Here is a 24912-nt window from a genome sequence, read left to right as displayed (position 1 = left end):
CAAAGACACAGGACAAGGCCACACCAAAACCAGCACAACCCCCCAGCACCCAGTCAAAACCAGACACAACAAAAAAGGGGGGCCATGAAAGCTTGTTGCCTCAAAACCCAACAGCATGCCAAACCACACAAACCACACCACACCCCTCACCCGCTTTCCCACACCACCACCCCAACAGGGACGATCATGCGTACTCACAAGCAAACAATGCGACACAGCCACAGCCAACACCCACACACCACCAACGGCGCATGTTTCCCAGTGTTGAGTTCATTGATATTCCACCCATGAGCAACCCACCCAAACAACACTCGTGTCTGGCATGAGCAACCAAATAATGGTTAGCTCCTTAGAAAGGAGGTGATCCAGCCGCACCTTCCGGTACGGCTACCTTGTTACGACTTAGTCCCAATCGCCAGTCCCACCTTCGACGACTCCCCCCACACAAGGTGGTTAGGCCATCGGCTTCGGGTGTTACCAACTTTCGTGACTTGACGGGCGGTGTGTACAAGGCCCGGGAACGTATTCACCGCAGCGTTGCTGATCTGCGATTACTAGCGACTCCGACTTCATGGGGTCGAGTTGCAGACCCCAATCCGAACTGAGACCGGCTTTTAGGGATTAGCTCCACCTCACAGTATCGCAACCCATTGTACCTGCCATTGTAGCATGCGTGAAGCCCAAGACATAAGGGGCATGATGATTTGACGTCATCCCCACCTTCCTCCGAGTTGACCCCGGCAGTCTCCCATGAGTCCCCGGCATAACCCGCTGGCAACATGGAACGAGGGTTGCGCTCGTTGCGGGACTTAACCCAACATCTCACGACACGAGCTGACGACAACCATGCACCACCTGTGAACCAGCCCCGAAGGGAAGGACTATCTCTAGCCCGGTCTGGAACATGTCAAGCCTTGGTAAGGTTCTTCGCGTTGCATCGAATTAATCCGCATGCTCCGCCGCTTGTGCGGGCCCCCGTCAATTCCTTTGAGTTTTAGCCTTGCGGCCGTACTCCCCAGGCGGGGCACTTAATGCGTTAGCTACGGCGCGGAAAACGTGGAATGTCCCCCACACCTAGTGCCCAACGTTTACGGCATGGACTACCAGGGTATCTAATCCTGTTCGCTCCCCATGCTTTCGCTCCTCAGCGTCAGTAAATGCCCAGAGACCTGCCTTCGCCATCGGTGTTCCTCCTGATATCTGCGCATTTCACCGCTACACCAGGAATTCCAGTCTCCCCTACATCACTCTAGTCTGCCCGTACCCACCGCAGAACCAGGGTTGAGCCCTGGTCTTTCACGGCAGACGCGACAAACCGCCTACGAGCTCTTTACGCCCAATAAATCCGGATAACGCTCGCGCCCTACGTATTACCGCGGCTGCTGGCACGTAGTTAGCCGGCGCTTCTTCTGCAGGTACCGTCACTTACGCTTCTTCCCTACTGAAAGAGGTTTACAACCCGAAGGCCGTCATCCCTCACGCGGCGTCGCTGCATCAGGCTTTCGCCCATTGTGCAATATTCCCCACTGCTGCCTCCCGTAGGAGTCTGGGCCGTGTCTCAGTCCCAGTGTGGCCGGTCACCCTCTCAGGCCGGCTACCCGTCGTCGCCTTGGTGAGCCATTACCTCACCAACAAGCTGATAGGCCGCGAGTCCATCCCCAACCGATAAATCTTTCAACCACCCACCATGCGGCAGGAAGTGATATCCGGTATTAGACCCAGTTTCCCAGGCTTATCCCGAAGTCAGGGGCAGGTTACTCACGTGTTACTCACCCGTTCGCCACTAATCCACCCAGCAAGCTAGGCTTCATCGTTCGACTTGCATGTGTTAAGCACGCCGCCAGCGTTCATCCTGAGCCAGGATCAAACTCTCCATAAAAAAATAAAAAGCCACCAACAAGCCCCCCAAGGAAAATCAGGGAACCACAACGTTGATGTAGTCCTGGCGAATAAAAACCACTCAAGAAACACCACACGGGGGTGCGGCATCCTCAAGCAAAAAAATGTTTCGTATTCACCAAACAAAAAACATTCGGTATCAACAAACTTGGCACACTATTGAGTTCTCAAACAACAAACACTTCCGACACCACAACCCACCACCAAAGGTGAGCGCTTCGCTTCGGAGCAACTTCCCAACCTTAGCACACCGTGGACCCGGTTCAAACTCAACCGGAACCCTCAGTGACTAGCAAGGAAAGTCTTTGTGAAGACCAGCTGAACTTCCCGCTTTCGCGGCGTGTTCCTCGCTGGCAACAAAGAAAAACTATACGCAGGTTTCCACCACCACGCAAATCGAAACGAGGTGTTCTGCGTTACATGTATTGCAAGGCTGGAATAGAGTACTTTCATGAACGATTTACAGGCCCTTCTCGGTTACCAACTGCCCATCTTCAATGCCTCCATGGCTGGGGCTGCCGGTGGTCAATTGGCCGCTGCGGTTTCCCGTGCCGGCGGAGTGGGAATGATCGGCGCGCCCGCAAACCCCAGTCAGCAATGGATCCAGGAACAGGCTCAGGCTGTTGAGGATCTCTCGACCCCCTGGGGCGTGGGATTCATGGGTTGGTCAGTCGAACAGGACTTGCAACCGGTTGAGGCGTTCCTTAGCTACAAGCCGGATGTGGTGGCGGTGAGTTTTGGGGATCCCACCCGGGCAGTAGCCATGGCCAAGGAAGCCGGGGCACTAACCGCTATGCAGGTGGGTAACGCGGCAGATCTACAACGCGCATCCGAGCCTGATATTGATTTAGTGATTTCCCGAGGGGCCGAAGGCGGGGGCCACGGCCGCAATGAAGCTGGCACTCTGGCACTCCTGCAGCTGGCAGTGACACAGACCGACAAGCCAGTCATTGCCGCCGGGGGAATAGCTACCGCGCAGGGTGTGGCCGCCGCTCTAGCCTGTGGCGCCCAAGCCGTGTGGGTAGGAACGAGATTCCTAACCGCGCAAGAAGCCGCAGGACATCCGAACGTCAAGGATGCGGTAATTGCTGCGGGCTTGGATGACACCGTTTGCACCCGTGTCTTCGATATTGCCCAGCAGGTTCCTTGGGCACCGGAGTTTGGCGGGCGAGCCTTGGCCAATGAATTCTCTGCTCAGTGGGCTCACCGCGTTGCGGAACTAGAAGCTATGGCCGACGCAGACCTGCTCGCACAGATGGAGCAGGCACGCGAAGCAGCCAACGGACGCATCGCCCCGTTCTACGCAGGGCAGGCTGTTGCCTTTGCCAATGAGTTGCAAAGTGCTGCGCAGATCATCACAGAACTAGCCCAATTTCGTTCGATCTTGGCCGATGCGTCTCGCCGGTTTGCTTAGATCGGCTGATTATCGATCAGCCGCACGCCACCAACGGTGGCGGCTACCAGAATCAGTCCTTCTCCAACGAAGGGGGTGTCCTGACAATTGAAGGCCAGCTCCTGCAAGGTGTTCGGGTCGACAACCACGAAATAGTCCAGCTCAACCTCGGGAGTCATCTGAAACAGTCCGATAGCATCTTCGAGATGCAACGGCTCGTGGCGTGCGGCTCGTGCGGCGATCAGTTCGATAGCCCGATACAGCACCAGCGCGGATTCTAACTGTTGCTGGTTCAGCAGTGCATTGCGACTTGATAGGGCCAGTCCGCGCTCGGTGCGCGCGATGGGTACGGGACGGATTTCGACCGGGTAATCCAAGTCGGCAACCATCCGCTTGATGAGCATCAATTGCTGGGCATCCTTCTGCCCGAAGTAGGCGCGGTATTTCCCGCGTCCCGGGTCAGCCAGATGCAGCAACTTTGAAACCACGGCCAACATTCCGTCGAAATGTCCCGGCCGCGACTCCCCCTCATACAGTGCACCCATCACCCCGGTATCCAAACGGATCATCGGTTTGCCCGCGTGATAGATCTCTTCGGCGTCAGGAGCAAAGATCAGATCAACCCCGGCGGCTTGAGCCACGGCGACATCTGCTTCGAGATTGCGCGGGTAACGACGGTAGTCTTCCGGGTCATTGAACTGCAGTTCATTGACGAAAATCGAAATGACCACCAGTTCGTTTTCTTCTCTGGCTTGTGTAAAGAGTGTGCCGTGGCCCGAGTGCAGGGCGCCCATGGTGGGTACAAAACCCAGCGAGGCTGGGTTTGCTTCATGGATAGCTGCTCTTAATTCGGCACGAGTGGTGATGATCTTCGGGGTTTTCACTCCCCTATTCTAAGATGCTCAACAATTCTTCTAATGTTCCTGCGGAAATGAGCCCCTGAGTCCGAGCCCGTAATGCTGTGGCCCGCGACAAGACACGATAACTGTCGGCGGTTTCCTGTGGATCGTCTTCCAGTGATTCCAGATGTGCACTGAGTGTACCTGCATCACCACGTGCGACCGGTCCGGTCAACAAGCTAGCTCCGGAACGCAGCGCGTTATCTAGGCTTGCACTCATCAACGCGCGCAATGTCGCTCCGGGATCCGCAACGCCAATTCGATGCAGCAAATCCATTGATTGAGCGGTAATGGTGTTGAGGTGGTTTGCCCCGTGGGCCAAGGCCGCGTGGTAACTGGTGCGATCCGCCTCGGCGATAGTTACCGGCTCTCCGCGCATCTCCACCACGAGAGCTTGAGCCACCGGGAGCATCATGTCATCGGCGGTCACCGCGAAAACACAGTCGGTAAGCCGTTCGAGGTCTAGGCTCATCCCGGTAAAGGTCATCGCCGGGTGAATTGCTAACGGGAATGCTCCGGCGTGACGGACCGGGTCGAGGATTCCGGTCCCGTAGCGTCCCGCAGTGTGAACCACCAGTTGTCCGGTCACAAAATGTCCGGCCGCGGCGAGACCTGCGACCAGTTCTCCTAGAACGTCGTCTGGAACCGCGAAGAGCACCAGCTCGCTACGGCGCAGAATCTCGTCGGGGTTGAGGATTTCCGCCTGTGGTAGCAGTGCTTCGGCTCGGTCGCGAGAGGCCTCGGATACGGCATGAATACCAGTGATCCGGTGTCCGGCGGCGGCCAGAGCCGCGCCGAGCACCGCCCCAACCTTGCCCGCGGAAATAATGCCAATACCTAATCGTGGAGCGTCCACCTTCTACCTTTCGGCCGCTCGGAGTGCCTGAGCCTGGAAGAGTTCGTCGGCCCGGTTCATATCAAGTTGGTGAGCATATCCCAGAATGCTGCCCCCGGCCGAATGTACCCGCACTCCTGCCAAATCTCGGCGGCGTTCTAACGGACCCTGGTGCCAGCTAACACCTTGAATTCGTTGGTAGGGGATGAAGGTCGCCGTTCTGGACAGCCAGCCATAGCGAGTAATCAGCACCTTTCCCGTTTCCAAGAATCCCTGATGCCGCCAGGCTCCCGGAGAGAAGAGTTTGGCACGCTCGGGGGAAGTCGTGAAGCCGTATTCGGTGCCGCTACTAATCGCGGTCTGCAGCACTTCACGCTGTGGTGAAACGCCGAGGTCAGGAAGAAGGATTCCCATCACTTCACAAACCGATTCGAAATTGCCCACTGGCATTACCAGTGTTTCGGAGGATTCGTCTTCTCCCAATCCCAGCGCATTGACCTCGATCCGGTACCACCCCAGTGGGCGCCAAAACACGGGTGTGCTGATCTTGATAGCTTGTACCCGGCCAGCTGGGATCGATTGGTGGCGTGTATCAACCAATCCGCGGCTAATACGGAGCCCCGTGTCGGTATTCGACGCGGTGAAATTCCATGAATCATTCAGCTGCTTATAGAACCAGCCACCGAAGCCCAGTAATGCGGGAATAGCACCAGCGAGCACTCCGGCTTGGCCAACTAGGGCCATGATTCCGAAGAATATCGCCAGAAGGACACCAAAGACGGTTGAGCCGCGCAGCATCAGCGAACCGAGCAGTCGCCCTGCTGGCACCTTTGAGACGATGAGGTATTCAGTGCCCGCTATAGCATCGGCCGGGGGTGCGCTCTCCTCGCCTGAGGCAATTTCCCCCGCCGGTAATTCTTGCCCTTGCTCGATAGTGGGAGTAGTGCCGCTTCGAGCCGCTTGGGCTAGGTTGAGAATTTCGGTGCGCAGCTCATGGGCTTGGGCCTTTTTCAAAAAAGCCAGACGCATCACCGAGGCCGAACCATCGGCCACATCGAAACGGAGTTCGGCCAGACCAAACAACCGGGCAACCAGAGGCTGGGCAATATCAATCGCCTGCACGCGTTCGATTCGAGCTTGTTTCTGGCTGCGGAAAAGCATCCCGGAGTTTACATAGACATGCGTTTCACTCAACCGGTAGCGGGTGAAGTACCAAGACAGCGCATAAAAGATCAGGATCACTACAAGGGCTGCGGCCCCAATGGCCGCCGTCCATCCAAGGCGCGGGCCTTCGAAGCGTTCGGACCACGAAAGCTCGTCGGTCGAGCTCCAATAAACCCATATCAAACCAATGATAGCCAGCCAGCCATGGACAAACGGACTGGCCGGGTGAACCCGTTGCCAGTTTTCGTTCATAGCCCGATCATCTTCTCTTCGCCGGCGGCGACCAGCCGTTCACGTAGGTCCGCTCCAACCTCGGCCGGCAAGCCGGGGATCATGGCGGTAGCCGCACCTGCGGCAGTGTTCATGGTCAGACGGCATAGCTTATAGCGGCGTTCCAACGGCCCAGAGGTCATTTCGACGTATTGAAGCCGGCCATAAGGGATGACGATACGTTTGCGGACCAACACACCCGAACGCACCACTAGGTCTTCGGCTCGTTCGGCATAGCCAAGTGCCCGCACCCGGCGTCGAATCAAATAGAGAACCCATACGGCGATCAGCACAACCACCAGTGGCGGCACGATAATCAGCCACTGGGGCACGTTGATGGAAAAGAGCGACAAGATCAGTGGCACCAGCGCTATCGCCAGATAGATCAGGGTGTTAATCAGCCACGAAAGTAACCGGACCTTGTAGTAGGCCGGGTCAACGCTCACGAATTCAGTCTGTGACATAACCTTGGGCTCCTTCACCATTCTCGTCCGTGTCTTCCGGTGGCAACTTGCACAGGTGTTGCACTATGAATCCGATGATCACCATAAGTGCCCCGGCCGCAGCCAGCACAATGGATCGGATCGCGGTAGGGCTCGGTCCGCTTGCGGCGAGCAACACTGCCATCAAACTCAGATGCCAGCCGCAGATCACCGCCCCGGCATAGGCGCCAGCTTGAGCCAGGACAAGGATTCGGGCCGCTGCGATCGGTTCAACCCGGTTCTTGCTCCGACCGCTGGTAAATCTCTTGACCCGAATTCCCAGACCCAACGTGATGAGGGAAACGGCCCCCATCGAGAACAGGGCACTGTAATCCAAGACCGGGCTCATTAACCCGCGGCTACTCATCACCAGCATCAACAGATAGCCGATGATTGCCCCGGCCACTGTACACAATGCCAGCGGTAGGAAACGAAGCGCCTTCATAGACGAATGATATCCGGCGTGTCCGCGGCCGCGGCAGCGAGCCGGGAAACCAGTTGCCCGTCCAACACCGCATCCGGATCCATCCAGCTCCAAGGAGCCAGCACAAATCCTCGCGTATGAGCTCGCGGATGGGGCAGGGTCAACCGTTCATCGTCCAGCCGCAACTGATCGTAAACAATCAAATCAAGATCCAGGGTGCGGGCTTCCCAACGAATCTCCCGGGTGCGATGATGTGCGGCTTCGATCTGCTGACATAAGTCCAACAACTCATGCGGGGACAACCCGGTGCGTACCTCAACCACCTGATTGGTGTAGTCCGGCTGGTCCGGTGGTCCACCCACCGGTTTGGTACTAGCTAGCGGTGAGACGCGTAGCAGTTCCGTGTGCTGTCCCAGTTCTTTGACCGCAGCAGCCAAGGTAGCTTGGGGATCCCTGAGATTAGCGCCGAGCGCAATGATCGCGGTGTGCTGTTTCTGCCGACGTGACAAAGAGATGGTGACGTCGTTGAATGGCACCGGGATCGGGGCCTGCGGCTTATGGACGACAACATCAACCTGCAGCACCGTGGGGTAGGCAGCGAGTATCGCCTCGGCGATCTCGCTACCCAATTTCTCGATCAAGTCCCAGGGCCCGGCCTGGATCTGCTCAACAACTAGTTCGCTGACCTCGCCATAGTGCACGGTATCGGCCACATTGTCGCTGGCTGCCGCACGCGAAATATCCGTGTGCAGCACGACGTCAACAATGAATTTCTGTCCGTCACGTTTTTCATGGTCAAAAACGCCATGGTAGCCGGTGGCCGAAATTCCGTAGACGCTAATGCGATCCATGCGCCTTCACTACCTCGATGGCATCGCGGCTGCCGCGCACATCGTGTACGCGCACAGCCCACACGCCCTTGGCCGCGGCCAGCGCGGTCGTGGCGATGGTTGCGGCATCACGGTCAACGGCTTCACGTGGCTTGCCCGACTCGCTGAGCAATTCGCCCAAGAAACGTTTCCGGCTAGTCCCGACGAGAACCTTGTGCCCAAGCTCCTGCAGTTCTTCGGTGTGAGCCAGCAGTGCCCAGTTGTGTTCAGCGTCCTTGGCAAAGCCTAGTCCGGGGTCAAGAATGAGCTGTTCACTGTTCACACCCTTAGCGACGAACTCATCACGAAGCTGACGTAGTTCGGCTTGCACCTCAGCAAGCACCTGGGAGTAGTTGGCTTCGGTGACCATGGTCTGTGCGGTCCCACGGCGATGCATCAGCACATAAGGCACGCCGGTTTCTGCGATCAGCTCCGGCATCCCGTCCTCGTAGGTCAGCCCGGAGACATCGTTGATGATATGGGCACCGGCTTCGATTGCGGCCCGCGCGGTTGCCACATGCATGGTGTCAACCGAAACCACCGCACCACCCTTGACCAAGGCGCGGATGACCGGAAGGATCCGTTCCTGTTCAACTCGCGGATCCACCGCTACTGCGCCGGGGCGGGTAGATTCGCCGCCCACGTCGATGATGTCGGCGCCGGAGTACAGCAATTTCAAGCCATGATCGATTGCAGCCCCAGAGTCTAGGTACTTGCCGCCGTCAGAGAACGAATCTTCGGTGATATTCAGAATCCCCATGACCAGCGTGCGGTCGGTGGGAAGATCCGAGAAAGTCTTGGGCTTAATCTTGCGGATGACGCTAAGTGGGCTGGTGGCCGGGCCGGTTCCCGGGATGGCTCCAAGAGACATTTAACTACTTTCCTAAGATCAGGCTCATCGCTTCTGCGCGAGTAGCGGTTTCACGTAACTGGCCACGAACCGCGCTGGTCACGGTCTTGGCCCCTGGCTTTTGAACGCCGCGCATGGACATGCACATGTGCTCACACTCCACGACGACGATGGCACCAGCGGGGTTCAGATGTTCGACCAACGCGTCAACAATCTGGGTGGTCAATCGTTCCTGAACCTGCGGGCGGCGGGCGAAGACTTCAACCAGTCGCGCCAACTTGCTCAGCCCGGTCACCTTGCCGGTCTTGCCGGGGATGTAACCGATATGGGCCGAGCCGTGGAATGGAACTAGGTGGTGCTCACAAGTGGAGTAGAACGGAATGTCCTTAACTAAAACCATCTCGTCGTGTTCGATATCGAAGGTGGTGCTCAGATGATCCGCCGGGTTCTGTGACAGCCCGGCGAAAAACTCGGCGTACGCCTTCGCTACCCGTTTCGGGGTGTCGGCTAAACCATCACGATCGGGATCCTCACCGATTGCCAACAGGATTTCACGGACCGCCGCGGCAATTCGGGGCTGGTCAATTTCATTGATCTCGGAACTACTCACGCTTTCGATCCTATCGGGTTAGCCTGCCGAGCCACGTATTGAAGGGTCACAACAACATTGCAAATGTGCAACTGGGCATCGTGTATGAAAGCCAAAGGCGGCCAGAAGGTGTACCCCTGGCCGCCTTTGCGGGAATTACTAATTAGTCACTTGCCTCTGCGGCGAGCTCCTTCGGGCTTCGGATCGGACCTTGTTCGTGAACCGGACGGGCCTCGTTAGAGAGCCATACTTCACGCTTATCGATCTTGACCAGATCCACGAAGATTTCTTCGATTTCCTTCTGGTTCAGGGTTTCACGCTCCAGGAGAGCCAGCGCCAAACGGTCAAGCACCGGACGGTTATGGGTCAAGGCCCAGTACGCGTCGTCATGTGCCTGTTCGATCAGCTTCCGCACTTCCTCATCGACCAGATGTGCCATCTCATCGGAGTACTCACGGCTGGCTGCGCCACCGTAAGGGCCTTCGCCGGCGCTGGAGGTCAGCCGTACTGCGCCGACCTTTTCGCTCATGCCATATTCGGTGACCATCTTGCGAGCGGTTGCCGTGGCCTTCTCAATGTCATTGGAGGCACCGGTCGAAGGATCGTGGAAGACGATCTCTTCGGCCACGCGGCCACCCATGGCATAAGCCATCTGATCCAGCAGTTCGTTGCGGGTGACCGAATACTTATCGGACTCGGGAACCACCATGGTGTAACCCAGCGCCCGACCACGCGGCAAGATGGTGATCTTGGTGACCGGCGCGGTCTGGTTCATGGCCGCGGCCACCAAGGCGTGCCCACCCTCATGGTAGGCGGTGACCTTCCGCTCGTGTTCGTCCATCAGTCGGGTACGCTTCTGTGGTCCCGCCATCACGCGGTCGATCGCCTCATCCAGCGCCCGATCATCGATCAGGTTCGCATTAGAGCGGGCGGTCAGCAGGGCCGCTTCGTTGAGCACGTTAGCCAAATCGGCGCCGGTGTAACCCGGGGTCTTCTTCGCTACTGCATTCAGATCTACCGACTCGTCCACCGGCTTACCCTTGACGTGTACCGCCAAAATCTGTTCGCGACCCTTCAAATCCGGTGCTTCTACCGGGATTTGACGGTCAAAACGTCCCGGACGCAACAGCGCGGGGTCCAGCACGTCGGGACGGTTGGTCGCGGCGATCAGGATGACGTTGGTGGTGGCGTCGAAGCCGTCCATTTCCACCAACAGCTGGTTCAGAGTTTGTTCGCGTTCGTCGTTGCCGCCGCCGATACCGGCACCGCGGTGACGACCTACTGCGTCGATTTCGTCAACGAAGATGATCGCTGGGGCGTTGTTCTTAGCCTGTTCGAATAGGTCACGTACGCGCGAGGCACCCACACCGACGAACATTTCCACGAAGTCCGAACCCGAAATCGAGTAGAACGGCACCTGAGCTTCACCGGCTACGGCCTTAGCTAACAGGGTCTTACCGGTACCCGGAGGGCCGTAGAGCAGCACACCCTTAGGAATCTTGGCACCAACAGCTTGGAACTTCGCCGGCTCTTGCAAGAACTCCTTGATTTCGTGGAGTTCCTCGACCGCTTCATCGGCTCCGGCAACATCCTTGAAGGTCACCTGCGGCATGTCCTTGGTGATCAACTTGGCCTTGGATTTGCCGAACTGCATCACCTTGGAACCGCCGCCCTGCGAACGGGCAAGGATGAACCAGAACAATCCGGCGATCAGCAGGAACGGGATAATAATTCCCAGCATGGAAAGGAACCAGTTGTTCTGAACCGGTTGGTCGGTGAACTTATTGAGCTGGGCACCGTTCATCGCGTCGATGACCTGCTCGGCACGTGCCACCGAGTAGTAGAACGAGACGTTTTTGCCCTTATCCACCCCGTCAACGTTCAGCGAGTCCTGCAGCAGCAGGTCCACGCGTTGTTCACCGTCGAAGATTTTCGCTTCGGTGACATTTCCTGAACGCAACTGGTTAAGCCCCACCGAGGTGTCCACCTGTGAGCTGTTCTGCCCAAAGATCATGGGCAGGAACAGCAGCATCGCGGTGATACCGACCAGGACCCAAATGATCCAGCTGTTAAAAAATTTCTTGGTTTTCATCGATCCGGAGTTTCCCGTTCCTCCGCATCCCCCTCACACAATCAAACGACGTCCGGGTTACGTCAGTCTGTCGATGGATTCAACGCTTGGAGCGTCGAAAAAGTTCCCTAAGAGTAAATGTGTGGGGCCAGGGTGCCGATGCAGTCCAGATTGCGGTACTTCTCCGCATAGTCCAGACCGTAACCCACCACGAACTCGTTAGGGATTTCCATCCCCACGTACTTCACATCAATCTTGACCTTGGCGGCCTCTGGCTTACGCAACAGGGTGCAGATCTCCACGCTAGCTGGGCCGCGGGATTCGAGGTTGGCCTTCAGCCAAGACAGGGTCAGACCCGAGTCGATGATGTCTTCCACGATCAGTACGTGTTTGCCCATCAGGTCGGTGTCTAGGTCCTTCAGGATCCGGACAACACCGGAGGACTGAGTACCCGAACCGTAGGAGGACACTGCCATCCAGTCCATGGTGACGTGCGACGTCAGTGCGCGCGACAGGTCGGCCATGACCATCACTGCGCCCTTGAGCACGCCAACGACGAGGATGTCGCGCCCGGCGTAGTCCTTGTCAATCTCTGCGGCCAGCTCTTCGATACGTGCTTGGATTTCTTCCTTGGTGTACAGCACATTCGCCAGATCGGCCTTGATTGCATTTGAATCCACGTCGGATCTCCTGAATTTTTAAGGGGTGGTACACACCTAGATTGCCATAATATGGCGAATTGTGTTTAGCCCGGCCGGGTGAAAACGATCACCGGGCCCCGCCGGAACGCGGCAACATGACCCTCAAGTTGGACCGGTCCGGCGGATTTACTCTTCGCATAGCCTAGCCCGGCCAGCCGTAAGAGTGCTTCAGTGCGTTCCCTAGTGGGGGTGCTCGCACCGGCGCTGCGGGCGGCTAAACGAAGTACCCGAGAGCTGATAGCCAGCGGCAGTTTGCCCAGCTCGGCAAGGTGCAAAGTATCGGCCCCACCAAGTTCGGCATAGGCACGATGTGCCCATTGTTCTAAGGCTTCGGCGTCCTGCGCAGCTAAGCTCGCGGTCGCGGCCAGCGCTTGGGGCAGATGCGTACCGAGTTCATTCTGTAGTAGTGGTAGCACTCGATGCCGGATGTGGTTACGCCGGTAACGCTGATCGGTATTGCTGGCATCCTGCCACCAGCTCAGCCCGGCCTGAGTGCAGATTTCTTCCATCGCCGCACGGTCCAGACCTAGCAGAGGGCGTAAGAAAGGTCCGCGGCGGGCCGGGATCCCGGCCAGCGAACGGGTTCCGGAGCCGCGTAACAATCCCAATAGCACCTGTTCGGCCTGATCGTTCAGGGTGTGGGCGAGCAAAATGGATTCGGCTCCGGTTTCGCCCAGGGCACTGTTGAAGGCGGCGTAGCGTGCGGTCCGGGCACTAGCTTCGTCGTCGCTTGTTTCTACCCGGCGGATCAGCACCGGCTCCAACCCCAACGCGCGGCATTGGGCTGCCGCCTGCTCGGCGGCGGCGGCACTGTCGGTTTGTAGTCCGTGATCGACAATAATCGCTCCGGCGCGAAGTTTTCCAAAACGCATCAGCTCGCTACTCGCCACGGCCAGCGCTAGGGAATCAGCGCCTCCAGAGACACCCACTAACACAAATTGCCCGTGCGCCATCGCGTCAATAGCGTTGCGGGCGCGCGCTAACGCCGTGCTCATGCCATCCGGTGAAGCCACTGTGCCGGGTCGTCGAGTTCGGCGGCGTTAGGGAAGTTCTCGCGCGCCTTAAAGATCTCGTTGAAACCCGCGTAGCCGCGGTCCTCGACAATCTGCCGGACGAATTTTTCGCCACGCTCGTACTGCCGAGCCTTGGCGTCCATTCCTAAGAGTTTGCCAATCCAGGTGGCAATGACACCACGGTTTTGACCGCGGGCGGCGAAGCGTTGCCGGATGGTTTTAATCGTGGCGATGTCATGCACATCGTTCATTACCGCCATGGCGTGGCCTTCAAGGACCGACATGATGCTGGTCAGTTCGCTGACCTCATGGCGCAGAGTTTTCATCCGTTCGGCGATATCGGACATCGAGCGGGTCTTGCCATTGGATTCGGCGAAAACCGAGGCCAGGGTTTCACGCATCACCCCAGGAATCCATTCTGCCGCCTCAAATTGTAGGCGGTGAGTTTGTTCATGGGTGGCGATCCACAAATAGAAGTCTTTGGCGTTGAGGTTCATCTCGCCACGGATTTGGGTGATGGTTGGGGCGTTGAGCAGCAGCCGAGATCCACTGTAGGGATCGAACTGCCCCAAGACCCGGGTGGAGAGCAGGGACAGCACCGCGCCTAATTCCGCGCCAGCAATCACCGGCACGGTCGGCGGGGATTGCGGCAACGCCGGCATCATGGCGGCAAAGTTCTGGCTGACAGCCTTGGCCCAGCCTGCCCGATCCACTACCAGCACCTCGGCCGGGCCGGTGGCCGGAATACGGGAAATCCGTTCGGCTTTTTCCAACCCAATTTCGGCCGCTTCACGCAGCTGCGCCACGATTCGCGCCGCCTTCTTGGGGTCAACCGGGGGCCCTGCCGGGGTGAGTGCCTTCGCGGTGCTTAGCGCCACATCCCAATCGATCCATTGGTTCATCGATTTCTCCTGAAGTTTTACTAGCAGCCGCACGCATGCAGCGTGCTGACCGCTTGGTCAATGGTCGGCCGGTGTGGGGCCAAGGCCCCGTCCGGGTTGAAGGAGTAGATACTAAATGCCAGCGCCCGCCCCGCGTCGCTCACCACCACCCCGGTCAGCGTCGCGACCCCCATCAACGATCCGGTTTTGGCTCGCACCAGACCCCGGTCAGTTGCCGAGGATAAACGCATCGCCATGGTGCCGCTGTATCCGGAGATCGGCAGCGAGTACGCCAGCTGGCGTAGGTCGGGATTATCGCTGGCCGCCGCGTTGACGAGTAGCTCGGTCAGCTCCGCGGGGGCCACCCGGTTACCTGAGGCCAACCCGCTGGTGTCGATCAGCGACAGGTTCTCGGCCCCATACTCAGCGGCAACCCGTTCCACCGCCGTGTCCGCTTCTGCCGCGGGTAACTGTTGCTCTAAGGCCACCAAGCGGCCCATCGCCTCAGTCAAATAATTATCCGAAACCAGCAGCATGTGTTTGATTTGTTGGCTCAACGGTGCCGAGAGAACCTCAGCAAGTTTCTCGCCTCCCTGATACGCTCCGCGACCGTCTGCAACCACCTTAGGCTCATCGGCTGATGGCTGGCTGGAGGTTTCCTTGGCAGCGGCCAACTCGGTCAGTTCCGTCTCCAGAGCCTGGGTAAAAATCTGCTGCACCCTTCCGGCGGAGTCGGTTTCATGGGCGGCGCGGTCCGCCGCGGACACGCGACCGGCGTAATGCGCGATCGGGTATACCGGTGCGATGTTATTTGTGGTGAACAGGGATTGTTCCCATTCCGGATTGACTTGGGCATCAGCGAAGAGAGAATCGTCTAGCCAGACGCTCACCTCCCAGAGTTCGCGCTGCGCCAGGTGCTGCGCGGTGAGTTCAGCTAAGGTTTCAATTCCGGCGTATCCCTCGGTGAGCTGATCATTTGACGGCCCATCTCCCAGCAACACATCACCTCCACCGCGCAAGATCACGGTATTTCCATCCAGCAACGTGGTGGTGGCGAGCTGTCTGGCACCGCCTAAAGCATCGAGTGCGGCAATCGCGGTGGCAATTTTTAGGCTGGAAGCCGGCGTCCCGGGCTGCTCGGCGTTCTGCGAATACAGCACCTGACCGGTTTCGATATCACGCACCGAGGCGCTAAAGCTGGTTCCATCCGACGCGGGAGCCAAAATTGCGTCAAGCTTTGACGCCAGAACCTGCGCATCGGGAAGCGCCGCCTCCTGCGCTAAGCCGGTCACTGGCACTGGTTGCTCGGCGCTCAAGGTGGCGCTGGCAGGTGTGTAGAAAAGCTCAGGTGAGCCGGTAAAGAACCGGGGAACGCTCAGCATCGTGAAGACGAGAATCACCGCGGCTAGCAAAGCCACGCTCAGAGTGATTACTCGGTGTGTGGACGCCTTCATGCGTGCGAGCTTCCCTTCGTTGGTTTATCAACTGAGCGTAATTGCCATATACGCTTAGATTCGGATATCCCTAAGACTAGTTGAGGAGTGTGCTGTTAATGGGCCACGACGTCACCATCGAGATCCCTACCGGATCGCGCGTGAAGTACGAAATCGACCACGAAACCCACCGCCTACGTTTGGATCGTGTGCTGTTCACCCCGATGCAGTACCCAACCCACTACGGTTACTTCGATGACACCCTGGGCGAAGACGGTGACCCGTTGGACGCCATGGTGTACATCCCGGGTGTTGACCTGATTCCAGGTGTGGTTGTGGAAGCCCGCCCCATCGGCGTGTTCAACATGACCGATGATGGCGGTGGCGATGCCAAGCTGCTCTGCGTTCCGACCGACAAGCGCTTTGATCACATCAAGGAGCTTGAGGACATCGACCAGTGGCTGATCAAGGAGATCGAGCACTTCTTCACCCGCTACAAGGACCTGGAGCCAGGCAAGTGGGTTAACGCTGAGGGCTGGGAAGGCCGCGAAGCTGCCGAGGCTGAGCTTGAGCGTTCGATCGCTCGCTTCAAGGGCTAAAACTTCCAGTCATGACTAAGGGTTGAGGCCCGGCACCTTTTGGTACCGGGACTCAACCCTTTAGTTATGCCCTGACTTGGACATTCAGTTCACTAGCCGCGGGGTACCGGTGGGCCGAGAATCAGCAAAATAATATATACCGCGACGATGGCAAGGACCATGAGCACAATTGCCAGCAGCAGGTGCCGCAAGATCCAGGCCTGAATATGCTCTATCAAGCCTCGTGGTTCGTCGCCTCCCGGGGCTAGACGCCAGCCGCCGTCCAGGAGTCCGCGGCGCTCTACGGTGACTTCGAACGGAACCGTGGCGAAGGGGACAACCGCCAAAAGCAACCCGGTGAGTCCCAAACCGACGTTCCACTTCTGGTTGACCCAAACGAAGATGGTGCTCATCGCGTAGCACAGGAACACGAACCCGTGGATACCGCCGGCAATCGGGACGATGTTAGCTACATCCACCGCCCGCAGAATCAGCGCGGTGATTAACCCCGCCCAGGTGAACATCTCGGCGATCGCAAAGATCCGGAAGAGGGTACGCGGGCTGAGTCTCATTGAACTTTCATTCATGATTTCAGTCTAGGGTTCCATCCCGCAGGAACTTGCATCCGCACGGTTTGCGGAACCATGAGCTGCCCCACCCGAAGACATCATTAAGGAAGGTCTTCTGCCTGAGCTGGGATCTGCCGGGGGTTTAGCCGGACAGACCCTGCGGTTCGACTCCCAGCGTGTCGAGGATGTCTTCGCTCCGCTGTGGACTGTCCTCTACGCCGCGCAACTGACGTTCCACGGCACGCGAACGAGTACCGGCTTCGCGGACGGTGTTCTGTGCGGTGGCCAATTGCTTGCCTAGCTTGTCCCAGACATCCCCGTACTTGCGGAATTCCTCCTTGGCCGCGGAGAGCACCTGCCAGACTTCGGAGCTGCGTTTCTCAATGGCGAGGGTGCGGAAACCCATTTGCAACGAGTTAAGCAGGCTCATCAGGGTGGTGGGACCGGTAATCAGTACCCGGTGTTCGGTTTGCAGTTTGCTAGCCAGTCCAGGTCGGCGCACCACCTCGGCGAAGAGCCCTTCGGTGGGTAGGTAGAGGATCGCGAAGTCCGTGCTATGCGGCGGAGCAATGTACTTGCCCGCGATGAGTTTGGCCTGCTCCAGAACGGCACGATCCAAAAGTCGCTGGGCCTTATCAATCTCCTGTTTATCGCCGGACTCCTGCGCATCCAGCAAGCGCTCGTAATCCTCTTGCGGGAATTTGGAGTCAATGGGCAAATAGACAGTCCCATCCTCACGTCCCGGAAGCACCACCGCGAATTCCACGCGTTCAGCACTTCCAGGAACGATCGCCACATTCTCTTCGTATTGCGCGCTAGTAAGAATGTCTTCCAATTGCCGGGCCAGCTGCACCTCACCCCAAGTGCCGCGACTTTTCACGTTGGTGAGCACGCGCTTGAGTCCGCCGACATCCTGCGCCAAGGACTGCATCTCACCTAGTCCCTGTTGGACATGCTCCAAGCGTTTGCTCACCAATTCGAAGGACTCACCCAGTCGCTTCTCCAAGGTGCCCTGCAACTTCACGTCCACCGTTTCGCGCATTTTTTCCAGCTTCGCTTCGTTGCCGGAGCGCAATTTTTCCATCTCTTCACTCAACAGCGTTTGCAGCTGCAGGTGCCGGCGCGAATTTGAATCCGTCAGCGCACTGAGTTTCTCATCCAAAGTGGCGCGTACCCGGTCCAAGCGCAGCTCATTTTCTTGGCGAACCTCACTCAGAGCTTGGCGCAATTCGGCTCGCTGACTGCCCAGATCTTGACGGAGCTCACCGTGGGTAGCACGAACCGCATCGGTGATCCGAGACTGTTCCGTCGCAGTACCAGAAGTACGGCGCACAAGCAGTAATCCGACAAATGCCGTTAGAGCAACATTCAGAATGACCAGTATTAAAAGGGTGATGTGCACGAGGATTAAGCTCCGGTCTGTTCAGTTTGGGACATCTCCATCAATAGCAGCTAGGCCCGACAGTTTGGCGCGATAATGGGTGAATGCAGATTTTGGTTACCGGATTTGAGCCCTTCGGGCAGGACAATATCAACGCCAGCGCGGAAATCCTTACCCGATTACCCGCCACGCTCGGTGAACATCAAATTAGCACCGCCATCCTGCCCGTCTCCTTCGCCCGGGCCGGGGCAGCTTTGGAACAGGCGATTCACGAGCACCGTCCAGAGGCTTTAATCTGTCTCGGTGAAGCCGGCGGGCGTCGCAGCATTACCCCGGAACTGTGGGGATACAACCTCGACGAGGCCCGTATTGCCGACAATGATGGCCATCAGCCGCAAACCTGCGAAATTTTTCCCGGCGGGCCTCAACGCATCCGCTCCAGCATCGATCCCGCACCGCTGATCCAAACTCTCCAGCAAGCTGGAATCCCCGCGGAGCTCTCCGAAGATCCAGGCCGGTTTTTATGCAACCATGTGGCCTTTTGTGCCTACCGATCGAGCGTTCCGGCGGTTTTCATCCACGTCCCAGCCGCTCGCCCGTCTGGACAACGAGCGCGAGTTGGCGCCGAAACCGATGGACACGCACCCGTGGGAACCGACCTAGATTTTGACCAGCTGAGCCGGGCCATCGAACTGTGCCTTAGCGCTTTATGACCGAATGCAACGCTGGCTTTGGGCGGTTGGTGGCGGCCAACCGTACCCTGAAGGAACCATGAGCCTGACGAATCTATCCCCTTTGCAACAGTTACGTGCCGGACGCTTACCGGTACGACTGACCTATCTCATCGTCGGATTGCTCTTTTTTGCTCTGGCCATAGCCTTGATGATCCGTGCCCAGCTCGGGGTGGATCCATGGAATGTGCTGCATCTAGGGATCGCCAACCACCTGCCGCTATCTTTAGGCACCATCGCAATCCTCACCGGCGCGCTGGTGTTATTTACGTGGATTCCGCTGAAGCAGTGGCCCGGGCTAGGAACCATCGCCAATGTGTTAGTCATCGGTTTGGGTCTGGACTTCTTCTTAGCCGTTATTCCCCCGATTCAGGGGTTGAGCTGGCAGATTTCGGTGTTCTTACTCGGTATTGCGGTCAATGGGCTTGGTGGAGCAATGTACATTGGTAGCCATTTGGGGCCCGGGCCACGCGATGGACTGATGACCGGCTTACATTTAGCAACCGGTCGCTCAATCCGGCTGATACGCACCTGCATCGAAGTTAGCGTCTTGGCAATCGGCTGGATGCTTGGCGGGCCGGTCGGTGTCGGCACCGTGGCCTATGCCTTGCTGATCGGCCCATCGGTGCAGTTCTTCATGAAATTTATGGTCCTGCGGCTTCCCGCACCGCGAACCCAATCCCAGCCAGCCCTAGATTAGTCCTAGCTTTCTGGCGCAGCGGCCAACTGAAGTACCTGGGCTAGGTCCGCGGCGCCAAGCTGGACCGCCTGCGTGGCCAGCGTTCCTAAGGCGGCAGGCTCAGTGGTACGACGCAGATACTGAATCACCGTGTGTTGCTCGGCTTCTTCGGTCGGCTCACTGCTCGATTGGGTTGCCGTCACCGGGTCTGCTTGTTCAACTTCGCGAAGCACTCGATCCCGGTCTTCCTGGTCTACCCGGGCTTCGAGCATAAGCAGGCGACCGTAAACGGCCGGATTACCGATTTTAATCCTTTGAGCACTAATGAGTTGCGAGAGCATTGGGGCACTGAGCCCCAATACGCGAGCCAGCGCGCGTTGGGAGAGTCCGTAACTTTGCATCACGAAGCCGAATCGTTCGGCCAAACTCGTGCCATAGATGGCTCGCTGCTGTTCCATGGTGTTATCCATAAACTAAGTTTTGCACGCATGTTTGCAAATGCAAACTTTTTAGATATATTTGCAAATGCAAACACTCGCGATGGAGGGAAAGACCAATGCCCAGCTATCCCAGGCGGCTAGTGGCCGGTGTAGCCACAGCACTACTGGCCTTCACCGGTATCAGCGCGGCTCAGGCCGACGAAGTACCGACTACCGAAATGCAGCCGGTTATGGTGGTCATGGATTACTCCAGCTCGATGTTGGAGAAAGACGCCGACGATCAGGGAACTAGCCGTATCGATGCGGCTCGTAAAGCCACTAAACACCTGATCAGCAACGCCCCCGAGGATGCATCCATGGGCTTGGTCGTCTATGGTTCCACGACCGCGCAGAAATGCGATGACATCACCACCGTGCAAAAGCCAGGGCCGGTCGACAAAGCGGGTCTCGCAGCCAAACTGGATCAGCTCAAAGCGGTCGGTGAAACCCCGATCGGCGCCTCACTACTCCACGCGGCGGCGGAACTGAAGGATACTGACGGCGCTAAATCAATCATCCTCGTTTCCGACGGCGAAGAAAATTGTTCGCAGCCACCAGCTTGTGAGGCAGCGCAGGATTTGGCCGGTCAAGGAATCAACCTGACGGTTCATACCATTGGCTTCAAGGTCAACGACGAAGCCCGCTCGCAGCTCGAATGCATTGCCGAGGCCACCGGCGGCAGCTATGTCACAGCTGATGACGCCGATACCCTCCAAGAAGAATTGACTACCCGCACGCTGCGCGCCTTCCAGGGCTATACCGCAAGCGGTACCCCCGTCGAGGGCACCACCCAAATGCATCAGGCGCCCACCCTGCTCCCGGGCCAGTACCTCGATACCCTAGAAAAGGGTGAAACCAAGAGCTGGACGAGCAAGGACGGGACCACCAAGTACTACAAGATCGGACCACTGTCACCCGGCGAGCGCGCCCACGTTTCGGCCACGATGATCCCGGATCAGTCACAATCCTCCGATGGTAGCTCGCATGCGCGGGTGAGTGTCGAGCTGGTCAATGGTCAAGGAAAACAATGCGCCATGGGGCGCAGTGAGATGACTAACTCCACCCAGCTGGGCCGTCCAATGAGCGGGTACGTGCACAACCCGGAGTACCGGCAGGATTCCTCCAGTGGATGCTTCGCCGATGGGACCGGTGAGCTCTTCGCGAAGGTGACTCGCGATGGTGCGCTCCAAAAGGACACTGCGATGGATGTGGAGCTGCTCTACGCCTTGGAGCCTGCGGTCGATCCAACCCTATTGGATGCCGCCACCACACAGGCCGATGCACCGCAGTCGGTCACGGTCACTGGTGAAGCGCAGCCGGTACTTGGCGGCTCGAGTTTCAATGACGCGCTCGAAGTGGAATCGGGACAGCTCTACGCTGACTCCGCAATGGCCAACGAGGCTCGTTTCTACAGGGTTCACGTGGGCAACGGACAAAAACTGAACTTCCGGGTCACCGGAGGAAATAATGCCGAGTCGGGGACCAACGCAATTCGGATGCGGGTGTACTCGGCGGTGCGAGATCAGGTGAATATGGTTGGAGATACGACCCTGCAGCGCAATATTGCGGGGACCGCTACCCTGAATATGCGAACCCCGGTGAACCAATCCAACCGCGATAATTCCATCGGCTCGGATGCTTATCTCGGCGGGGACTACTATGTGGTGGTCCATTCGGCCACGTGGTCGCGAGAAACCAATGGGGTTCCTTTCGACTATGAGCTGGCTTTTGAGGTGACCGGCACAGAGCAGCCCTTTACCGGGCAGCCACCGGTCTTCCAGGTCGACAACGTGAATCAGGATCAGCAGGCCGAACCTGAGACCGAGGCTTCGCAGGCAGGATCCCCCGAAAGCGCACAATCCACGGAAGTACCAGCGGAGGATGAGCAGGACGAGATTCTCGCGGTACAGAACACCGGAAGCAATAGCGGGGCCTTATGGCCATGGTTCACCGGTGGTTTGGTCGGTACCGCTGCACTGCTGACGGCTGGGCGGTTCCTTTTTCGACACCGTTCCACCGCGGTAGTGGAAGTTCCCACCACCCAGACCACCACCCCTGGAGGCCAAGCGTGAAAAAGCTAACCCTACCCCTGGCCTTGGCCGCCACATTGGCAGCCGTCACCCTTGGTGTGCCGGCCCACGCTCAAGACTCCGCGGAATCCAAGATTCTCACCCACCAAGCGGTTGGTGAACCTCGCAGCGGCGGCGATACCTTGGAACAGGCTCCGGAACTACCGGCCGGGGCGAGCCAAGATCTACTTCCGGTTACCGGAGAAGACCACGGACGCTATTACAAGCTACCCGCGGTTGACGAGGGCGAGAGAGCCCACGTGAGTGCCCAGCTAATCGTAGATCCGCTGAATCAACCAACCAGCCGGGAATCGATTCGGTTGGATGGTGAGTTGGTGACCCTGGATGGCAAACAGTGTTCCAGCCGAGACAATGTCCGAATTTCTCGCGCCCAATTCGACGGCCCGGCTCTGCTCACCTTGGACACCGGAGTGAAACGCACCGACAGCTCTGGTGGCTGCCTATCGCAGAACAACGACGAGGTGTACCTGAAGATTTCTCGCGACGGATTGTGGCAGGCCGATACCGAGATCCCGCTGGAACTTCGTGTGATCGTCGAACCCGCCATGGATCCCACAACACTCTCGGGCCTCTTGCCCGAGAAACTACCTCCGGCCAGTTTGTCGGTGGACGCTCCGGCAGAGCCGGTCAGCGGTGGCAGCGGTTTCGCCACCGCCACCGAGCTGGCCGGAACCTCGGTCTCCACGGATTCGGTTCTGCCTTTTGAGGTGAAGTACTACCGGGTCCATGTATCCGAGGGGCAGCGCCTCAACTATCGGCTCACCGTGGGGGATTCACGTGAGGCCAGTGCCCAGCGTCTGGTGACGGCTGCCTTTAGCCCGTTACTGTCCGATCAGATCATGGATCGACCGTCACAAGCTCTGGAACGCGAGCAGGTGGGCTCTTCGGTCACTCGTAATACGCTCAGTGAGGTTTCGCGCGACCTGGTCGATGCCCATAGCTCACAGTCCTGGTTGCGTACCCCGGGGTACTACTACATCACTGTGAGCGGTGCCGCCCGTGACCCACGGGGTCTGAGTCCATTGGAATACGAGTTGGCTGTTGAGCTCACCGGTGAAGCTACGGCTTCAGATCACTGGGAACCAGCCAGTGATCTGAGGGGCGCCGAAGGTACTTCCTTGGGATTTGAAGCCACCGCGTCGAACGGCTGGTTGCCGTCTACTGCACAGCTCGGCGCTCTGCTTGGCGGGGTCGCTGTCGCATTGGCTGGCTTCGCCGGCGTGTGGTTTCTAGGCCGCAGGAAGCGAAGCTAGTCGGCGGCTAGCCAACGTTGGGTGGCACCCTCGATCAGGCAGCTGAGCGTGTCACCCGTTGCCCCGTGCACGCTTAACCCCACTTCCAGCACCGTGCACTCATCGCCCTCACGCACATTGGAACTAATGTCCAGCGTTAAGGTGTTCTCCGAAACCCGATCACTTGGTGTGGGCTGAGCCGACAGCGTGGTTTCCGGCTCAGCCGGCTGCGGGGTCTTGGAGCCGGTGGGTCTGGATTCTGGCTTGATCTGCCCCGATGCGGTGGGTGCTGGATACTGCTGTTGCTCCGCCGTGCTTTGCGTCTGGCTTGAATCACCAAAGACCAGCCACAGGGACAATGCCCCGAGGAGTAGAGCCACTAGCAAGAGGAACAGGGGCTGCCAGGGTCGAGGCCGAACCGGGACTACGTTCTGTGGCGTACCCGGCGCCGGGATCGGTTTTTCCCCTGCTTGTGGGGTAGCCGCAGATTGCACCTCCTGATGCGATGACAGCTCCGGAGTATCGGCAGCCTGCTCCGCTAGGTCCGCAAAGTGATCAAGGACCTCGAAAGCTTCTCCGGAGGCGACCTGGTATCCATGCTGGCTACGCATTGGGGATAGGCTACCGGCCGCTGTGTGAGCAGTTTTTTCTCGTTGGCGCGGGTCTTGGGCCAATAGTCCGGCCAGAACCTTTCCCAGTGGTGCCGGCACCTTGGAAGGCTCGGTGCGCAACTGGTCACAGCGTCGGCGCAGCTGATCGCCATGCAAGGTTGGTTCGAGCAGTTGGACGCCCAGAACCGCTAAGGCGTAGAGATCCTGAGCGGGCGCCGGGTCTTGACCGGCGAGTTGTTCCGGGGCCAGAAATCCCTCGGTTCCCACGGTGATCCCCAATTGGGTCAACCGCGGCGCATCTTCATGGGCAGCAATCCCAAAATCGGTCAGCCGCACCTGCGGCACCCGGGAGCCGGTGAGTTCCAGGAGCACGTTAGCTGGTTTCACATCCCGGTGTACCCAACCCGCGGCATGCACATGCGCTAAACCGTCAAGTAACTGGACGAGGATTTCAGCCACGAGTTCCGGAGAGAACGCCCCATAATCCTGCATCGCGGTATGTAGATTTCCACCGCGCATCAATTCGGAGGCGAGTACCACCCGATCGTCCACCGCCGCCCACCCATAAGGGGTCAACAGGTGTCGGTGCTCGAACTTCACGCCCTGTTCACGCACAAAGCGCAGCACCTCACCGCTGTAACTTTGTCGCATCACCTTGGCCGCGCAACGACGAGCGTGTTGGCGGTCGTAGGCCAACCACACCGAACCGGAGCCGCCTTCGGCAATGTGCTCAATGAGCTCAAACCGCCCGGCGATGACTTCTGCTGCCATGCGTACTCCTTCGCATTC

23 protein-coding genes and 1 rRNA gene are annotated in these 24912 nt (G+C 58.3%); 6 read left to right on the top strand and 18 right to left on the bottom strand.

Features of this window, described 5'->3' with window-relative positions:
• Positions 1 to 353: 353 nt before the first annotated feature.
• Positions 354 to 1879, bottom strand: a 16S ribosomal RNA gene (locus ACQQZ8_RS00430).
• A 471-nt stretch (positions 1880 to 2350) separates the two neighbouring features.
• Here ACQQZ8_RS00430 and ACQQZ8_RS00425 point away from each other — a divergent pair.
• Positions 2351 to 3313: an NAD(P)H-dependent flavin oxidoreductase gene (locus ACQQZ8_RS00425; protein ID WP_431710802.1), complete on the top strand. Its 963-nt coding sequence runs from the start codon at positions 2351 to 2353 to the stop codon at positions 3311 to 3313.
• Here the strand turns inward: ACQQZ8_RS00425 and panC are convergent.
• From panC to dacB, 13 genes are all read right to left on the bottom strand, one after another.
• Positions 3310 to 4176 carry a pantoate--beta-alanine ligase gene (gene panC, locus ACQQZ8_RS00420; protein ID WP_431710801.1) on the bottom strand — a complete coding sequence of 289 codons (867 nt, stop codon included), beginning with the start codon at positions 4174 to 4176 and terminating at the stop codon, positions 3310 to 3312. The genes ACQQZ8_RS00425 and panC overlap by 4 nt on opposite strands.
• Positions 4177 to 4180: 4 nt before the next feature.
• The gene (locus ACQQZ8_RS00415) at positions 4181 to 5047 is read right to left on the bottom strand and encodes a Rossmann-like and DUF2520 domain-containing protein (protein ID WP_431710800.1); all 867 of its coding nucleotides are present in this window, start codon (positions 5045 to 5047) and stop codon (positions 4181 to 4183) included.
• A gap of 3 nt (positions 5048 to 5050) precedes the next feature.
• Entirely contained in the window at positions 5051 to 6442 is a 1392-nt protein-coding gene (locus ACQQZ8_RS00410; RefSeq protein WP_431710799.1) for a PH domain-containing protein, read from the bottom strand.
• Positions 6439 to 6924: a PH domain-containing protein gene (locus ACQQZ8_RS00405; RefSeq protein WP_431710798.1), complete on the bottom strand. Its 486-nt coding sequence runs from the start codon at positions 6922 to 6924 to the stop codon at positions 6439 to 6441. The genes ACQQZ8_RS00410 and ACQQZ8_RS00405 overlap by 4 nt, the downstream gene beginning before the upstream one ends.
• On the bottom strand, positions 6911 to 7387 hold the full coding sequence (locus ACQQZ8_RS00400) for a DUF3180 domain-containing protein (protein ID WP_431710797.1): 477 nt from the start codon (positions 7385 to 7387) through the stop codon (positions 6911 to 6913). The genes ACQQZ8_RS00405 and ACQQZ8_RS00400 overlap by 14 nt, the downstream gene beginning before the upstream one ends.
• Positions 7384 to 8217 carry a 2-amino-4-hydroxy-6-hydroxymethyldihydropteridine diphosphokinase gene (gene folK / locus ACQQZ8_RS00395; protein WP_431710796.1) on the bottom strand — a complete coding sequence of 278 codons (834 nt, stop codon included), beginning with the start codon at positions 8215 to 8217 and terminating at the stop codon, positions 7384 to 7386. The genes ACQQZ8_RS00400 and folK overlap by 4 nt, the downstream gene beginning before the upstream one ends.
• Positions 8204 to 9106, bottom strand: coding sequence for a dihydropteroate synthase (gene folP, locus ACQQZ8_RS00390; RefSeq protein ID WP_431710795.1), 903 nt, complete (start codon positions 9104 to 9106; stop codon positions 8204 to 8206). Before folP ends, folK begins: the two co-directional genes overlap by 14 nt.
• Positions 9107 to 9110: 4 nt before the next feature.
• Entirely contained in the window at positions 9111 to 9695 is a 585-nt protein-coding gene (folE, locus tag ACQQZ8_RS00385) for a GTP cyclohydrolase I FolE (RefSeq protein ID WP_431710794.1), read from the bottom strand.
• 142 nt (positions 9696 to 9837) lie between these two features.
• Positions 9838 to 11766, bottom strand: coding sequence for an ATP-dependent zinc metalloprotease FtsH (ftsH, locus tag ACQQZ8_RS00380; RefSeq protein WP_431710793.1), 1929 nt, complete (start codon positions 11764 to 11766; stop codon positions 9838 to 9840).
• Between the two features lie 107 nt (positions 11767 to 11873).
• A complete protein-coding gene (hpt, locus tag ACQQZ8_RS00375) occupies positions 11874 to 12425 on the bottom strand; it encodes a hypoxanthine phosphoribosyltransferase (protein ID WP_431710792.1) in 552 nt (183 codons plus the stop codon).
• Between the two features lie 65 nt (positions 12426 to 12490).
• Positions 12491 to 13441, bottom strand: a complete 951-nt coding sequence (gene tilS, locus ACQQZ8_RS00370; protein ID WP_431710791.1) for a tRNA lysidine(34) synthetase TilS — start codon at positions 13439 to 13441, stop codon at positions 12491 to 12493.
• Positions 13438 to 14361 (bottom strand): zinc-dependent metalloprotease, encoded by a 924-nt coding sequence (locus tag ACQQZ8_RS00365; protein ID WP_431710790.1) that lies wholly within the window; start codon positions 14359 to 14361, stop codon positions 13438 to 13440. Before ACQQZ8_RS00365 ends, tilS begins: the two co-directional genes overlap by 4 nt.
• Positions 14362 to 14381: 20 nt before the next feature.
• Positions 14382 to 15794: a D-alanyl-D-alanine carboxypeptidase/D-alanyl-D-alanine endopeptidase gene (gene dacB / locus ACQQZ8_RS00360; RefSeq protein WP_431710789.1), complete on the bottom strand. Its 1413-nt coding sequence runs from the start codon at positions 15792 to 15794 to the stop codon at positions 14382 to 14384.
• A gap of 98 nt (positions 15795 to 15892) precedes the next feature.
• On the opposite strand from dacB, the gene ACQQZ8_RS00355 reads away from it, so the two are divergent.
• Positions 15893 to 16372, top strand: a complete 480-nt coding sequence (locus tag ACQQZ8_RS00355) for an inorganic diphosphatase (protein ID WP_431710788.1) — start codon at positions 15893 to 15895, stop codon at positions 16370 to 16372.
• 92 nt (positions 16373 to 16464) lie between these two features.
• On the opposite strand, the gene ACQQZ8_RS00350 is transcribed toward ACQQZ8_RS00355, so the two are convergent.
• Together ACQQZ8_RS00350 and rmuC are read right to left on the bottom strand one after the other, a co-directional pair.
• Positions 16465 to 16938, bottom strand: a complete 474-nt coding sequence (locus tag ACQQZ8_RS00350; RefSeq protein WP_431710787.1) for a DUF3817 domain-containing protein — start codon at positions 16936 to 16938, stop codon at positions 16465 to 16467.
• Positions 16939 to 17062: 124 nt separating this feature from the next.
• Entirely contained in the window at positions 17063 to 18322 is a 1260-nt protein-coding gene (gene rmuC / locus ACQQZ8_RS00345; RefSeq protein WP_431710786.1) for a DNA recombination protein RmuC, read from the bottom strand.
• An 83-nt stretch (positions 18323 to 18405) separates the two neighbouring features.
• Here rmuC and ACQQZ8_RS00340 point away from each other — a divergent pair, with 83 nt between their 5' ends.
• Both ACQQZ8_RS00340 and ACQQZ8_RS00335 read left to right on the top strand, forming a co-directional pair.
• A complete protein-coding gene (locus ACQQZ8_RS00340; RefSeq protein ID WP_431710785.1) occupies positions 18406 to 19014 on the top strand; it encodes a pyroglutamyl-peptidase I in 609 nt (202 codons plus the stop codon).
• 58 nt (positions 19015 to 19072) lie between these two features.
• Positions 19073 to 19732 (top strand): YczE/YyaS/YitT family protein, encoded by a 660-nt coding sequence (locus tag ACQQZ8_RS00335; protein WP_431710784.1) that lies wholly within the window; start codon positions 19073 to 19075, stop codon positions 19730 to 19732.
• Between the two features lie 2 nt (positions 19733 to 19734).
• On the opposite strand, the gene ACQQZ8_RS00330 is transcribed toward ACQQZ8_RS00335, so the two are convergent.
• On the bottom strand, positions 19735 to 20181 hold the full coding sequence (locus ACQQZ8_RS00330) for a DNA-binding protein (protein ID WP_431710783.1): 447 nt from the start codon (positions 20179 to 20181) through the stop codon (positions 19735 to 19737).
• Positions 20182 to 20267: 86 nt separating this feature from the next.
• Between ACQQZ8_RS00330 and ACQQZ8_RS00325 the strand changes: the two genes are divergently transcribed.
• Positions 20268 to 22262 carry a vWA domain-containing protein gene (locus tag ACQQZ8_RS00325; RefSeq protein ID WP_431710782.1) on the top strand — a complete coding sequence of 665 codons (1995 nt, stop codon included), beginning with the start codon at positions 20268 to 20270 and terminating at the stop codon, positions 22260 to 22262.
• Complete coding sequence (locus tag ACQQZ8_RS00320) at positions 22259 to 23533, top strand: hypothetical protein (protein ID WP_431710781.1); 1275 nt, start codon at positions 22259 to 22261, stop codon at positions 23531 to 23533. The genes ACQQZ8_RS00325 and ACQQZ8_RS00320 overlap by 4 nt, the downstream gene beginning before the upstream one ends.
• Here ACQQZ8_RS00320 and ACQQZ8_RS00315 read toward each other — a convergent pair.
• Positions 23530 to 24894, bottom strand: a complete 1365-nt coding sequence (locus tag ACQQZ8_RS00315) for a protein kinase domain-containing protein (protein ID WP_431710780.1) — start codon at positions 24892 to 24894, stop codon at positions 23530 to 23532. The two genes, ACQQZ8_RS00320 and ACQQZ8_RS00315, sit on opposite strands and share 4 nt — an antisense overlap.
• Between the last annotated feature and the right edge of the window lie 18 nt (positions 24895 to 24912).

The sequence above is a fragment of the Glutamicibacter uratoxydans genome (assembly GCF_050753455.1).
Classification (GTDB): Bacteria; Actinomycetota; Actinomycetes; order Actinomycetales; family Micrococcaceae; genus Glutamicibacter; species Glutamicibacter uratoxydans_A.
Note: the sequence above shows the minus strand (reverse complement) of the source record. Positions and strands in the feature narration are given on the sequence as shown.